Raw genomic sequence first — 14,153 nt, forward strand, 5'->3', positions numbered from 1 at the left:
ATTTGCGATCAAATTCACTATTTCACATTCACAATAACAGAAAAAACGATGACATACTGGCAGAAAGACATCGAGACCATGAAGCGCGAGAGCCTGGAAAAATTACAAATCGAACGCTTAAAGGAGACCCTTGCATCCGCAAGCCACTCTCCTTTCTATCAGAAAGTGTTCCAGGCAAACGGTATTACGGCTGATTCTATCCGGTCTTTAGATGATTTAAAGAAGCTTCCGTTCACGACCAAAGACGATCTGCGCAACAATTATCCGTTCGGGTTGGCGGCCATCCCTTTGCAACAATGTGTTCGCCTGCATTCATCCAGCGGGACCACCGGCAATCCGACGGTCGTGCTTCACTCTGCCAAGGATTTGGACGAATGGGCCAACCAGGTAGCCCGTTGTATGTATATGGTCGGACTGCGCGAAACGGATATCTTCCAGAACACTTCGGGGTACGGTATGTTTACCGGAGGCTTGGGATTCCAGTACGGTGCCGAGCGCCTGGGCGCATTGACCGTGCCGGCGGCCGCGGGCAACTCCAAACGGCAAATCAAATTCATCACCGACTTCGGCACCACCTGCCTGCATATCATCCCGAGCTACGCCACACGCCTGGCCGAGGTGATGTATGAGATCGGGATGGATCCGAAGAAAGATACGAAGCTGAAAACGATCTGTATCGGTGCCGAACCTCATTCCGAGGAACAGCGTCGCCGGATCGAACAGCTACTGGGCGTCAAAGCCTACAACTGCTTCGGTATGTCGGAGATGAACGGACCGGGGGTGGCGTTCGAATGTACCGAACAAAACGGACTACACATCTGGGAAGACTATGTGATCGTGGAGATTGTCGATCCGGAGACCTTGGAACCGGTCGAAGAGGGTGAGATCGGTGAATTGGTACTGACCACCATCAACCGCGAAGCCATGCCGTTGATCCGTTACCGCACGCGCGACCTGACCCGCATTATCGCCGGCGACTGCCCCTGCGGACGCACCCACAAACGCATCGACCGCTTCCGCGGACGTAGCGACGATATGATCATCCTCAAAGGGGTGAACCTCTTCCCGATCCAGATCGAGACGATCCTGATGACCTTCCCCGAACTGGGTGGCAACTACCTGATCACGCTCGAAACCATCGGCAATAGCGACGAGATGCTGATCGAAGTGGAACTGAACGACCTGTACACCGACGATTACGCGGTATTGCAACGGCTGACGAAGAATATAACCCGTCAACTGAAAGACGAGTTACTGCTCACCCCCCGGTTGAAACTGGTGGCTAAAGGATCACTGCCCGTGGCGGAAGGCAAAGCCGTGCGGGTGAAAGACCTCCGGAAATTGTCGTAAGACAATTTCCAATTACGAATTACGAATTAAAAATTAAAAATTGGAACAAGTCGTAATTCGTAATTCGTAATTTTTAATTCTTAATTCATAAAGATATGACTGTTCATCAAATTTCTATCTTCCTGGAGAATAAGTACGGTAAGTTAAACGAAGTACTTTCTTTACTGGCAGAGGCCGATATACGGATCATCGCTGCCACAGTAGCCGACACAACGGAATTCGGGATTATGCGTATGATCGTGAGCGATCCGCAACGCGCTTATACCATACTGAAAGAGAACAAAGTAAGCGCCAACCTGACGGATGTCCTGGCCATTGTGACCGACTCCTGCGCCGGCAGCTTTGCCAACGCCTTGTATCAGTTCACCAAGGCCGGTTTGAGTATCGAGTATATGTATTGTTTCTCTCTGCGGGAGAAATCCATACTGATCCTGCGCACCAACAACCGGGAAAGCGCCCGGGAAGTAATCCGCCGACAGAATATGGCACATATCTGCGAGAGCGATCTTATTAATTTATGATTGGAATCATAAATCAATAGTTATGAATTATGAATTATGAATTATGAGAACAAAGAAGGACTCTCCCTCTCTCATAACTCATAACTATAGTTCATGACTTATCTCATAATTCATAATTCATAATTCATAATTTCAAAAGATATGTTCGGAATAGAAGACCCCGGAATCTACCTCGCCTACCTGATTGCCATCGGCTGCATCGTCTTTTCGGTCTGGTTTGGCATTAGTCATTGGAACAAGGAAGATAAAGAAAACGATAGTGATAACCCTAAAGAGACCGAAAAATGAATAATTTAGTTTTAGGTATAGTAGTTCTTATCTATATGTTCCTGATCGCCATTTTGGGTTATCTGGGATATAAACGCACCAAAGATGCCAGCGATTTTCTATTGGGAGGACGGAAAACCAATCCGATCATCATGGCGCTTTCTTATGGCGCGACGTTTATCTCGGCTTCGGCGATTGTCGGTTTCGGCGGCTATTCGGCGACCTTCGGCATGGGGATTCAGTGGCTTTGTATGCTGAATATGCTGATGGGAGTGATTGTCGCTTTTATCTTTTTCGGACGTAAGACACGCAAGCTCGGGGTGAAATACAACGCCCGCACCTTCTCTCAACTCTTAGGGCTACACTATAAATCAAGAGGCATCCAAGTCTTTATTGCAAGCATTATCTTTATCGGTATGCCTTTATACGCCGCAGTGGTGATGAAAGGCGGAGCCGTATTTATCGAACAGATGTTCCAGATCGACCTGGATTTTGCCCTGTTGATCTTTACCCTGATCGTTGCCGCTTATGTGATAACCGGAGGGCTCAAAGGGGTGATGTACACCGACGCGATGCAGGCCACGATCATGTTTGCCTGTATGGGCTTTATGCTGATCTGGTTTTATCAGTTTATCGGCATGGGCTTTTCGGAAGCCAACCGGGAGCTCACCGCCCTGGCGCCTCATGTGCCGGAACGCTTTCAGGCGATAGGACATCAAGGCTGGACGGCAATGCCCGTCACCGGTTCACCGCAATGGTATTCGTTGGTCACGTCGTTGATCCTGGGAGTCGGGATCGGCTGTCTGGCCCAACCGCAACTGGTGGTGCGTTTCATGACAGTCGAAAGCACCAAACAGCTCAACCGCGGCGTGATGATCGGTAGCCTTTTCATCTTCTTTGTCGTAGGAAGCATATACCATATCGGCCCGTTGTCTAATCTTTACTTTATGAGCGAATACGGAAAAGTAGCCGCCGAGATGACTCCGGATATGGATAAAATTATTCCGTTATTCATCGACCTGGCAATGCCCGATTGGTTCGGAGCGCTTTTCATGCTCTGTATCCTTTCGGCCAGTATGTCGACCCTTAGCGCGCAGTTCCACACGATGGGAGCCGCTTTCGGTGCCGATATCTTCCCCCGGCTGGGCAGAAAGAAAAACGAGAACTCATCGCTGGGCGTACGCTTCGGGGTATTGTGCGCGATCGTGATCAGCTACATCATCTGTTATGTGTTAAGCGCCAGCATCATAGCCAGAGGAACAGCCTTGTTTATGGGAGTATGTGCCGCCACTTTCCTGCCCGCCTATTTCTGTGCCCTGTTCTGGAAGAAAGCAACCAAAGAAGGAGCATTAGCCAGCTTGTGGGTCGGCGGTTTGGTCAGCATCTTCTGCATGCTTTTCCTGCACAAAGCGGAAGCCGCCCCGATCGGTCTGTGCCAAGCCCTTTTCGGAAGAGACGTATTAATCGACCTTTATCCCTGGTATGTCATCGACCCGATCGTATTCGCCCTGCCCCTCTCCGTATTGGCGATTGTGGCAGTCAGCTTGGCCACACAGAAAAAAGAATCGAAGGGTATTTGAAAGTAGCCACGGATTACACGGATAGCGCGGATCTTTTTGTTTTTAAAAATATTAAATCCGTGTCATCCGTGTCATCCGCGGCTAAATTTTTGTTTTGTGTCGTGGGAAGGGGGGAAAAAGAGGAAATCTTCCCCCACCCAGGGGGGGAAGATTTTGCGGAAGAACAAGAGGAAAAGTTCCCCCCTCGGTGGGGGAAGATTTTAATTAACAATAAATTATCTGCGTAGATCTGCGCTTTAGTCTGCGTCATCTGCGTGCCATAATACCCACTCGAATTTCGACTCCACAACTTTCCGTGGTGATCCCTTCTCCCTTCTCCCTTCTCCCTTCTCCCTTCTCCCTTCCATCTTCTCCCTTCTCCCTTCTCCTCCCCCCTATACCAACCTAACCAACCTATTTCCTAACTTCTTTAAGAAAAGGGGGGAAAGAGGAAAAAGAGATATTGACAGTCGTATTTTTCCTCCCTTCCCCCTTTATAGCGAAAAAGTTTGTATTTCGGTTGGTCTGGTTGGTATAGGGGGAGGATCCTAAAGCTCGCCAACCTCGCCAACCCTTTCCCTACTTTCTTTAAGAAAGGGGGGGAAAGAGGAAAAAGAGACGTTGACGGTCGCTTTTTTCCTCACTTCCCCCTTATAGCGAAAAAGTTTGTATTTCGCTTGGCGAGGTTGGCGGCGAAGAGAGAAAAATACGCAGTAGACTATCCTGGCTCCCCTTCTTAGAAAAGAAGGGGGTGGACCAGAGCCGCAGGCGATGGTGGGGTAGTTTGATCCTAAGTTAAAAAGAAATAGGTATTTATCATTTTAAAGAAATCTAATTACCCCACCGCTGCAAGCAGCGGTCCCCCATCAGTCGCAAACCCCTCAATTCATGCCCACCAATTCCCAAATTCCTACCCACCAATTCCCAAATTCAAGGGCACTTTTCCCCCAATTCAAGGGCACTTTTCCGAAATTCATGGGCACTTTTTTTCTCCTAATAATCATTTTTTTCCTATCTTTGGAACAACAATATAACCCATTAAAAACAACGCTTATGAAACGAGAACTACACCTGGCTTTGGCCCTGTTACTCACCCTGACAACCCTGGCCGCAACCACCCTGCCCACAAGGGCACAGATTCACGTGAATCAAAAAGCTACCAGCAGCAACCCCGATGGTAAAAGCTGGGAAACAGCCTATACAGATTTAGCCGATGTACTCAAAGGCCTCACTGGCCCCGCAGAGGTCTGGGTCGCCAAAGGGACGTATAAACCAACAGATGACAACGACCGCGACGCCTACTTCTCCATCCCCACGAACGTCCGCGTCTACGGCGGCTTTGCCGGAACGGAAGGAGAGACATTCGCCGACCGCGACTGGGCAAAGAACAAAACGATCCTCTCGGGGGATATTGGTGAGGAAACGAAAGACGACAACTGCCTCAATGTGGTCAATCTCTATGGCGGCACGCTCGATGGATTTCATATCACCGGAGGTTACTGCGACCCCGAAGGCGAAGTCCAAAGCAACGCCGGCGGAGTCTCTGCCAGCGGCGGCACCCTAACCAACAATACAATCTACGATAATACAGCCACCGACTACGGCGGCGGAGTCCATGCCTCCAACGGCGCCATCCTGACCAACAATACGATCTACGGCAATAAAGCCGGCTACGGCGGCGGCGGAGTCTTTGCCGGCGCCGCCACCCTGATCAACAATACGATCTACGACAATGAAGCCACCCGCGACGGCGGCGGAGTCTATGCCAGCGGCACCTCCACCACCCTGTACAATAATATCCTCTGGAAAAATAAGGTTGGGGATAATGATGATGATCTCTACGTTTTCTCCTCCGCCTCCGGCTCCCATAACCTGATCGGCAGTAAGGCCCTGGAACAGGGCGCCTCTTATGATGACACCGACGACCTAATCGCCGACTCCGGCGCCTCCCTCTTTATCGACCCCGCCAACGGCGACTTCCGCCTGCGAAATGAAAGCCCGGATGTCAACCCGACTATCAACAAGGGAGATAACACGCTTTATGAAAACAAAGATTACCCCCTCACCGACGCCACCGGCCGCCTGCGCATCAGTGGCGATGCGATCGATATCGGCGCCCACGAATACCAACACTTAGCGACCGACGCGAACGGTATCCTCTATGTCAACGCTTCGGCAGAGATCACGGACGTTTATTCCGCCAACGGCTCCAGCTGGAACGATGCCGCACGCTCTTTAGCCGATGCCCTGAAATACGCAGCAACCCCGGCGAATAACGTCAAACAGATCTGGGTCGCCCAAGGAACCTACTATCCGGAGGATATACCCGACAGCTACTCCGGCACGCGCGCCCGCACCTTCTCCATCCCCACGAACGTCCGCGTCTATGGCGGCTTTGCCGGAACGGAAGACGAGGCATTCACCGATCGCGACTGGGTAACAAACCAAACGATCCTCTCGGGGGACCTAAACGGGGATGATAAGCCCGGGGATCTCGAAACAAACAAAAGCGACAACTGCCTCAATGTGGTCTATCTCAATGGCGGCACGCTCGATGGATTTCATATCACCGGAGGTAACGGTGCCTCCTACGGCTCCGCCGGCGGCGGAGTCTATGCCTACGGCGGCGCCACCCTGACCAACAATACGATCTACGGCAATACAGCCAGCTCCGGCGGCGGAGTCTATGCCTACGACGGCGCCATCCTGACCAACAATACGATCTACGGCAATAAAGCCACCGAGGGCGGCGGAGTCTCTGCCCGCGGCAGTACCCTGACCAACAATACGATCTACGATAATACAGCCACCTACGACGGCGGCGGAGTCTTTGCCTCCGGCGGCACCCTGACCAACAATACGATCTACGGCAATGAAGCCGGCAACGGCGACGGAGTCTATGCCTACGGCAGCGGCACCACCCTGTACAATAATATCCTCTGGGAAAATAATGCTGGCAGTGGTGAGGATCTCTACGTTAACGGCAGCACCACCGGCTCCTATAACCTGATCGGCAGCATGGTCATGGATGGTACTTTTACTGGCGACAACCCCCTGACCGGCCCCACCTACAACCCCCGCTTTGCCAACCCCGACGCCTACGACTTCCGCCTGCAGGAAGGAAGCCCGGCTATCGACGCGGGAGATAACGGTGCTTATAATGCACTTGATTATGCTCCTGAGACCGACGCCAACGGCGACGACCGCATCCAGAATGAGATTATCAATATCGGCGCCTACGAAACAGTAGTGCCCGCCGACAATGCCGCCTACCATACCCTCACCCTCGAAGTGGCTCCGGGTATCGACTGTTACGGCCTCACCGCCGGAACGCACCAGCTGGCCGATGGCGATCACCTGCACCTGCAGTTCCTCGCCGACGACCGCACACTGGGCCCTGACGACGTGATGCTGCTTGTCGACGGCATCGACACCCCCTTCACCATCCCCGCCGCCGGCAGCTACTACAGCTACATCCTTAACCCGATCCACGGGGACCATACCGTACTGATCGCCCTCAGGGAATACACCGTCACCCTGCCCTCAGTGCCCGACGGTTTCACCCTCACGCCCGGCCCCGGCAACCATAGCATCGCCTACGGCGCACCGTTCGCGTTCACCCTCACCGGCCCGTTCGATCCGGCAGTCGTGAAAGTCTTTGTCAATGGCATCGCAATCAGCCCCAACGGCGACCCCGCACAGACAGGGCATGCCCTGTCTCTACAGTACATCCTCGACCGCGTGATCGGCCCCGCCACCATCACCATCGAAGGCCTCACGGCCACGTCGAACGCCTCGCTCACGCAAGGCATCCGCCTGGCAATTATCAATTCTCAATTATCCATTATCAATTCCGGCTCTGCCATCGACGTATCAATCTACACCCTCACCGGCAAAACCTTCGTGCACCTTCGTGCCCTTCGTGGTTCCCGCACCCTCACGCTTCCCGCCGGGGTCTATATCGTAAGGGCAGGAGAGGAGACGTGGAAGGTGGTTGTTAATTGATAATTGATAATTGATAGTTGATAGAAGATAGAAGGTAGAAGATCCTAAGCCGCGTAGTGGCGATCTGTACACAGCCCCGTGCGGAAGCGCGGGGTTATGAATGCCCCCATCCAATCAGAAGCGCCACGTAGTGGTGCTATGTAGATAAACAACAGATACATAGCACCACTACGTGGCGCCTTCCCTTTTTAAACACGTCCAACCCCGCGCTTCCGCACGGGGCTGTATTCAGATCGCCGCTACGCGGCTTTCGCACCTTCAGCGCTCCGTTGATTATTTATCCGTCAGACCCAGGGTTTCATAGACCTCCGGCCTATTCACCCTGGGCTGAAGGCTAACGCGCTTTCAGCGCTTCCCCTCTTGAGAGGGGTTAGGGGTGTGTGACGAGCGGAGCGAGCACAGGCAAATCAGCATACATATTTCTGCTCGCCTACGGCTCGTCACACACCCCCAGCCCCTCTCAAGAGGGGAGCCGAGAATGTCCACTGCGTATTCTTCTCCCTTCTCCCTTCTATCTTCTATCTTCTCCTTCTAATCAACCATCACCTTCCACACGGCGTTTCCGGTGCGGACGATATAGATGCCAGCGGGTAAGGTAAGGGTGCGGGAACCACGAAGGGCACGAAGGTGCACGAAGGTTTTGCCGGTGAGGGTGAAACGGAACATCTGACCATAGGCCACCGGCCATTCGCCGGGGCCTGAGGCATCACTACATTTTTTATATGTGGTAGGGTTATTATGATGATGATTGTTGGCTAACAAAGGTAGGCGATTGAAGGTTGCATTAATTTTTCTTCGGCCTCCTTTCTCTTAACTTTTTGACAAAACTTTCTTAACTTTTTGACAAAAACAGGGCGCTTATTAATCATTTGGCAATCCGCATTTACTTTTTGGCAATTCTCCTTATCTTTATCGCATGAATGAGACTGTTTTTTATACGCTCCTGCATGGGATGAATGGAGTGGATATCGGGGTGTGCGGGTTGAGCGCTTTCTTGTTGCTTCGGCAGTCGGAAGGGGTGCGTTCGCGACGGGTGTTGGCGGTGATGATGTTATTGTGGGGGATAGTCTACCTGAATATGCTGCTTCAGACACTGATTTATCCGTTGGAAAGCCGGGGAGTGATGCCTCCCTATACGCTTATCGGGGGGACGTTTGTGGTGATCATTACGACCTTTTATGTGATCGAAGTGGTGCGCAACGGCTGGCTGACGCCCAAACATATCTTCTATTGGTTTACGCCTTTCCTCGTCGTAGTCGCATTCTATTATATGGTATTAGGGGTCACGGGCGAGGTGGAAACCCGGCTGCCCGACCTGCGGGCATTCGGCAGTTACCTGTTCCAATTCAATGTCTGGTACCGCCTGGTATTGTTATTCACCTGCCTGGCCTACCTGGGTATTATGTTTGTACTCTTCCGTCGTTATGCGCCTTCTTACCGGCGGTGGCTTGAAGATCATTACTCTTCGACCGAAAACATGGATATCGCCTGGATCCGTTATTATAATTTCGGACTACTCTGCATGACATTGATCTATTTCTATGCCCTGGCCACCGGCGACCGGAATGCCTATCTCGTGCATTTTGCGATCACGATCGTATTTTTTTCTTATATCACCGGCAAAGGATTATTCCATGTCGATCCGTATCCCGAAGGGTATTTCCGCGAGACGATGAACGACCGCCTGGCCGAAGAGGCCGACCTGCTCCGGGAGGAGACCGAAGAGCTTGTGTTTTCGTCCAGCGAGTCGTTCGCGCCCAAACTGGAAGAATATAAATCACGCTTTGAAGAATGGATGCAAACCGAGAAGCCTTACCTGCAACCGGAATTCAAACGCTCCGACCTGGCGGAGATCCTACCGATGAACCGCACCTACCTCTCCCGGTTGTTCAGTGAAGGCTATGCGATGTCGTTCAGCCAGGTAGTGCGCCGTTACCGCGTGGAAGAGGCTAAGCGGTTGATAGAAGAAAAGCCACAGCTGACACTCAAACAGTTGTATCCGCTCTGTGGCTTCTCTTCAGATATTGTATTCCACCGCACGTTTACCGAAGTCACCGGCATGACTCCGAAGCAGTTTAAAGAAACTATTCCACCGCCCACTCAAACAGCCCCGCGGAATGTTCCGCCGGTTGCTTGACTTCCAATTTCAAGGCTTGGGTGGTTACCGGTTTGAATTGCACGGTATTGTTCACGCCTTTCTCCGTTTTGTACGCAGAGGTATTCTCTACCGGCTTCCAATTGCCGGAAGCATCCTTATAATACAGTTTCCAGCTCTCCGGCACGCGGCATCCGCCCCAGGGCGAGTCGTCGTACCAGAAGATCGATGAACGTGAGATCTCGATCGGTTTTTCAAATTCGTAAGCGATCCATTCGGTCGTTCCCGCATTCGGCCACCAGTGGTAATATGGTGCCGAGCGGTCGGTTTCATCTTTCGGCAACAAGCCGTCGTTGATTGCCGAGATGGATTTAACGACATGGGAGGCGGTCACCGTCGCATGCGTCGTTGCCGTCGGAGGCATCTGCGGACGGGTCGCACTCAGTTCCTGCGGCAACCAAACCGTCATCTCTCCCGATCCGCGGTGCGCCCAGGCATAATAAGGGATCAGGGTCAAGGTTACGTCTTCCGCCAATAAGCGTCCGCGGTCGTCATATTTCAATACCTGTGCGTTGGTTTGGATCTGATTCAAGCCATAGAGCAGGTCGGACTTCCCGATCACTTTGTATTCCGGCTTGCGGTTCATCACCACGCTGTGTACGCTGAAGTTATTATCCGGCCATTCGGCACAATAGACCACCGGACCGCGTTCGACGGCAACTCTTCCCCGGTCGGCTTCCACTTTGTAGTTCGCTTTCACCGTACGCGGCTCCATATCGAAATGCACTTCGACGTAATCGCCTTTCTTCCAGGTCCGGTCGATGGTGAAATAGCCTTTATCCAATGTGGCTTCTACCTTCTCGCCGTTCACCTTCACCACGTAACCCAACTGTTTATTGTCGGCATACGTATAAAGATCGCTGGGAACCACTTCGTTCTGCACCCATCCCGGAATACGCAGTTTCAGGGCGAAAGCCTGTTTGCCGCGGGGCGTCACATCCAGGCGGATATCGCCATTCCACGGATAGTGGGTAGTCTGGGTCAAAGACACCTTCTTCCCGCCTACCTGGATATCGGAAGTATTGCTCATAAACAGGTTCACATAAAGATCATTCGCATGCACCGCATAGATATAACCCGGCAAAGAAGGGATAAAACGGCAGACATTCGACGGACAACAGGCACAGCCGAACCAGGCCTGGCGCTGATGCTGTCCGATCGATTCGAGGGGATTGGGATAGAAGAAACCTCCCCCATCGAGGGAGATGCCGGAGATCAGCCCGTTGTAGAGCGTACGTTCCAACACATCGTAGTATTTCGATTCGCCATGCAACAGAAACAGGCGATAGTTCCAATACACATTGCCGATGGCGGCACAGGTCTCGCAATAGGCCGACATATTCGGCAGTTCGTAGTTCTTGCCGAAAGCTTCCCCGTGGTTCGTGGCCCCGATGCCTCCGGTGATATAGAGTTTTTTGGTCACCACATTATCCCAGATCCGCCCGATCGCATCCACATATCCCTTGTCTCCGGTCAATGCAGCCACATCGGCCATACCGGAATACATATATGCCGCGCGCACAGCATGGCCTACAGCCTCATCCTGCTCGAGCACGGGTTTATGCGCCTGGCTGTATTCGTCTTTCCGGCTGGTATATCCGCGTTTGTCGAGGAAGAATTTAGCCAGATCGAGATACTTTTGCTGTCCGGTGACGAGATAAAGTTTGGCCAATGCCATCTCGGCGATCTGGTGTCCGGGCACTCGGACGAGCTTACCCGGTGCATCTCCGATCTCCCGATCGATACAATCGGCATAACGGATAGCGATATCGAGGAATTTCCTTTCCCCGGTTGCCTGATAGTGGGCAATCGCCCCTTCGATCATGTGTCCGAGGTTATAAAACTCATGGCTCAGGTCTTCCACCTTCTCCCAACGCGTCGTGCCGGCCCATTCGTGCGGATGGGTGGGGTTCATCGTGCGGGCGGTGAAGAGGTAACCATCGGGTTCCTGTGCCTTGGCGACAACATTGAGCACGCTGTCGATATATTTCTCCAGTTTCTTATCGGGATAGGTCTGCAACAGGTAGCTGGCGCCTTCGATGGTTTTGTAGACATCGGTATCGTCGAAAGAGTAGCCGCCCACCTTGTAGTCCGTACTGGGGTTTGCCGCTTTGACAAAGTTTTCGTATCGTCCCGTCTCTTCACATTTACTGAAAGCCAGGGGAATCGTCACTTCCCGGCTGGCATTCAACCGCTGCCCCCAGAACTGATCCGTCACCTTGACCGAAGTAAAAGGAACCGGACTGATGGGATAACCCCCGCTCTGCGTTTGTGCGGTGGCGATCAGGCCCAAAGCCAGCAATAGGGTTACTAAACTCTTTTTCATGTTGTGTTTATTTTAAGTTTAACTTGTTGTTTTAAGGATTTTAGGTCTTTAAGGACCTTAAGGACTTTAAAGACTTTAAGGTGCTATGCACAAAGATAAGTGTAATACTATCACATAAGATATTGCGGAGTCCAAAAATATACAAATAATATCTAAAGCGAGGCTTTGTAACTCCCTCTTTCACAAAGAGGACGCGACATCCCGTCGCATCCTCTTCCACATTATCATTATTTGTATGTCTATATTCAAATCCCTGTCGGTTACTCACTGGGGTATCCCGGGTTTTGTTTCATATTCTGGTTTGTATTGAGTACGCTGTAGCTGAATGGGAATAATGTGGTGTGTCCGTCTTTGAAGTCAGGCTCGGCCACGTGGTTGAACCAGTTCTTCGTGGTGAATGTTCCGAAGCGGATCATATCTGTACGGCGATGCATTTCGCAGGCAAATTCCCAACCGAGCTCATCATACAAACCACCCAGTTCCACCGGAGTCTGGTCGCCGGGCACGGCGATATTGCCTTCGGTATCGAGGGTTCCGTATTTCATTACGGTGTTGCCTCTCAGGCGTTCGACGGTAATGTTTGCCTTGGCGGGATCATCGAATGCACGGGCGCGGACCTGCGAAACCAAGGCGGCGGCTTCCGCCTCGTTCGTTCCCATACGCAACAGACACTCTGCTTTGATCAATAAGGTCTCAGCATAACGGATAAAAGGCACGTCGTTCGACCAGGCACTGGTCGAGGGCTGGTTTCTGGCTTCGAACTTACCCACGCGCAAGCCGTAATTGTCGCTGACATCTTTCTTCGTCGCATTGGGATTCTCCGGCGTAGGAGCAGGTATCGTCGGGGCGGTCATTGCGGGTAGATGATTGACCGGGCTGAAAAGCACCAAACCGGTAACCGACGGGAAGTCCTGATACTGATCACCATTGATCCAGGTCTTTTCAAAACGCTTATCGTCGGAGAGCAGTTTGCCGTTTTCGCCGGGACGAATATCGTATGAGTCGATGAACTGAGGATTCGCACACGAACCGCTCCATCCACCCCATGAGCTGCCGAAAGCACGGCCCCAGCCCGAGGCAAACCATTTGCGGTACATATAGAACGGAGCATACAGCGCATCATGAGGGATTGCCCAGATCACTTCTTTATTGGTATAATCCAAATCGACCTTGAAGTTATCGGAATAGTCGGCCGAAAGCTGGTATTTCCCCGAATCGATCACTTTCTGTGCAGCGTCGAGCGCTTTCTGCCAAGCAGGAGTGCCGGTATAAACCCCGGCGTTGAGATAAACGCGCGCAAGGATCATATAGGCCGACCAGAGATTCATTCGTCCGTAGGTCTCCGCATTGACATCTTCGGATAATTGTCCGGAAGCGATAACGGCTTCGAGTTCGCTCGTCACGAAGTCATAAACTTCTTTGCGGGTAGACTGCTTCGGCACTTCGGTATCGGTATAATCCGTTACGATGGGAACATTGCCGTGCGTATCCAACAGGCGGCTGTACCAGAAGGCACGGATCGCGCGCAACTCGGTGAGTATGGCATTCTCCTGTTCTTTGTTGGCGAAAGGCAATTCACCGGCTTCGATCTGAGCCACGATACGATTTGCGGCATTGATACCATTGATACTGCGTCCATAAGGGCCGGTCACATGCCCGTCGCGGGGTGTCCACTTATGCTGGTGGTTACGCAGATAGATTCCACCGTCGACCCATCCGCCGGGACGTTCGGGCGTGAGGATCACGTCGGCCGGTTCTTCCTGTGCGTCGAATTCGCCGTACCAGTCATAGAACCCGGTCATGGGCCGGTAAGCTTTCGACAAAATAGATGCGATGTCCTGCTCGTTCGGGACGAACGACGCTTCGGTGATCTCTGAGTAGACCTCTTCGTCGAGGTCGAAACAACCTGTGAACAGGCAAAGCGACAGTAGGGATATTCCCCATATATATATTGATTTCATATCTGTAAT

General features: G+C 52.1%; 8 protein-coding genes. 6 read left to right on the plus strand and 2 right to left on the minus strand.

The window, feature by feature from the left end:
- Window positions 1-48 precede the first annotated feature (48 nt).
- The 6 genes from M2133_RS11985 to M2133_RS12010 all read left to right on the plus strand — a co-directional run bounded on the left by M2133_RS11985 (window position 49) and on the right by M2133_RS12010 (window position 9,839).
- On the plus strand, window positions 49-1,350 hold the full coding sequence (locus tag M2133_RS11985; protein ID WP_277466380.1) for a phenylacetate--CoA ligase: 1,302 nt from the start codon (window positions 49-51) through the stop codon (window positions 1,348-1,350).
- 95 nt (window positions 1,351-1,445) lie between these two features.
- Window positions 1,446-1,871 (plus strand): ACT domain-containing protein, encoded by a 426-nt coding sequence (locus tag M2133_RS11990; RefSeq protein ID WP_277466381.1) that lies wholly within the window; start codon window positions 1,446-1,448, stop codon window positions 1,869-1,871.
- A gap of 141 nt (window positions 1,872-2,012) precedes the next feature.
- Window positions 2,013-2,159, plus strand: a complete 147-nt coding sequence (locus M2133_RS11995; protein WP_277466382.1) for a symporter small accessory protein — start codon at window positions 2,013-2,015, stop codon at window positions 2,157-2,159.
- Window positions 2,156-3,718, plus strand: a complete 1,563-nt coding sequence (locus M2133_RS12000; RefSeq protein ID WP_277466383.1) for a sodium:solute symporter family protein — start codon at window positions 2,156-2,158, stop codon at window positions 3,716-3,718. The genes M2133_RS11995 and M2133_RS12000 overlap by 4 nt, the downstream gene beginning before the upstream one ends.
- A gap of 1,032 nt (window positions 3,719-4,750) precedes the next feature.
- Window positions 4,751-7,702, plus strand: a complete 2,952-nt coding sequence (locus M2133_RS12005; protein WP_277466384.1) for a choice-of-anchor Q domain-containing protein — start codon at window positions 4,751-4,753, stop codon at window positions 7,700-7,702.
- 916 nt (window positions 7,703-8,618) lie between these two features.
- On the plus strand, window positions 8,619-9,839 hold the full coding sequence (locus M2133_RS12010) for a helix-turn-helix domain-containing protein (protein ID WP_277466385.1): 1,221 nt from the start codon (window positions 8,619-8,621) through the stop codon (window positions 9,837-9,839).
- On the opposite strand, the gene M2133_RS12015 is transcribed toward M2133_RS12010, so the two are convergent.
- Both M2133_RS12015 and M2133_RS12020 read right to left on the minus strand, forming a co-directional pair.
- A complete protein-coding gene (locus M2133_RS12015) occupies window positions 9,787-12,183 on the minus strand; it encodes a glycoside hydrolase family 127 protein (protein WP_277466386.1) in 2,397 nt (798 codons plus the stop codon). The two genes, M2133_RS12010 and M2133_RS12015, sit on opposite strands and share 53 nt — an antisense overlap.
- Window positions 12,184-12,443: 260 nt before the next feature.
- The gene (locus tag M2133_RS12020) at window positions 12,444-14,144 is read right to left on the minus strand and encodes a RagB/SusD family nutrient uptake outer membrane protein (RefSeq protein ID WP_277466387.1); all 1,701 of its coding nucleotides are present in this window, start codon (window positions 14,142-14,144) and stop codon (window positions 12,444-12,446) included.
- Window positions 14,145-14,153: the final 9 nt, after the last annotated feature.

Source organism: Parabacteroides sp. PF5-6, assembly GCF_029504695.1.
Taxonomy (GTDB): Bacteria; Bacteroidota; Bacteroidia; order Bacteroidales; family Tannerellaceae; genus QVMG01.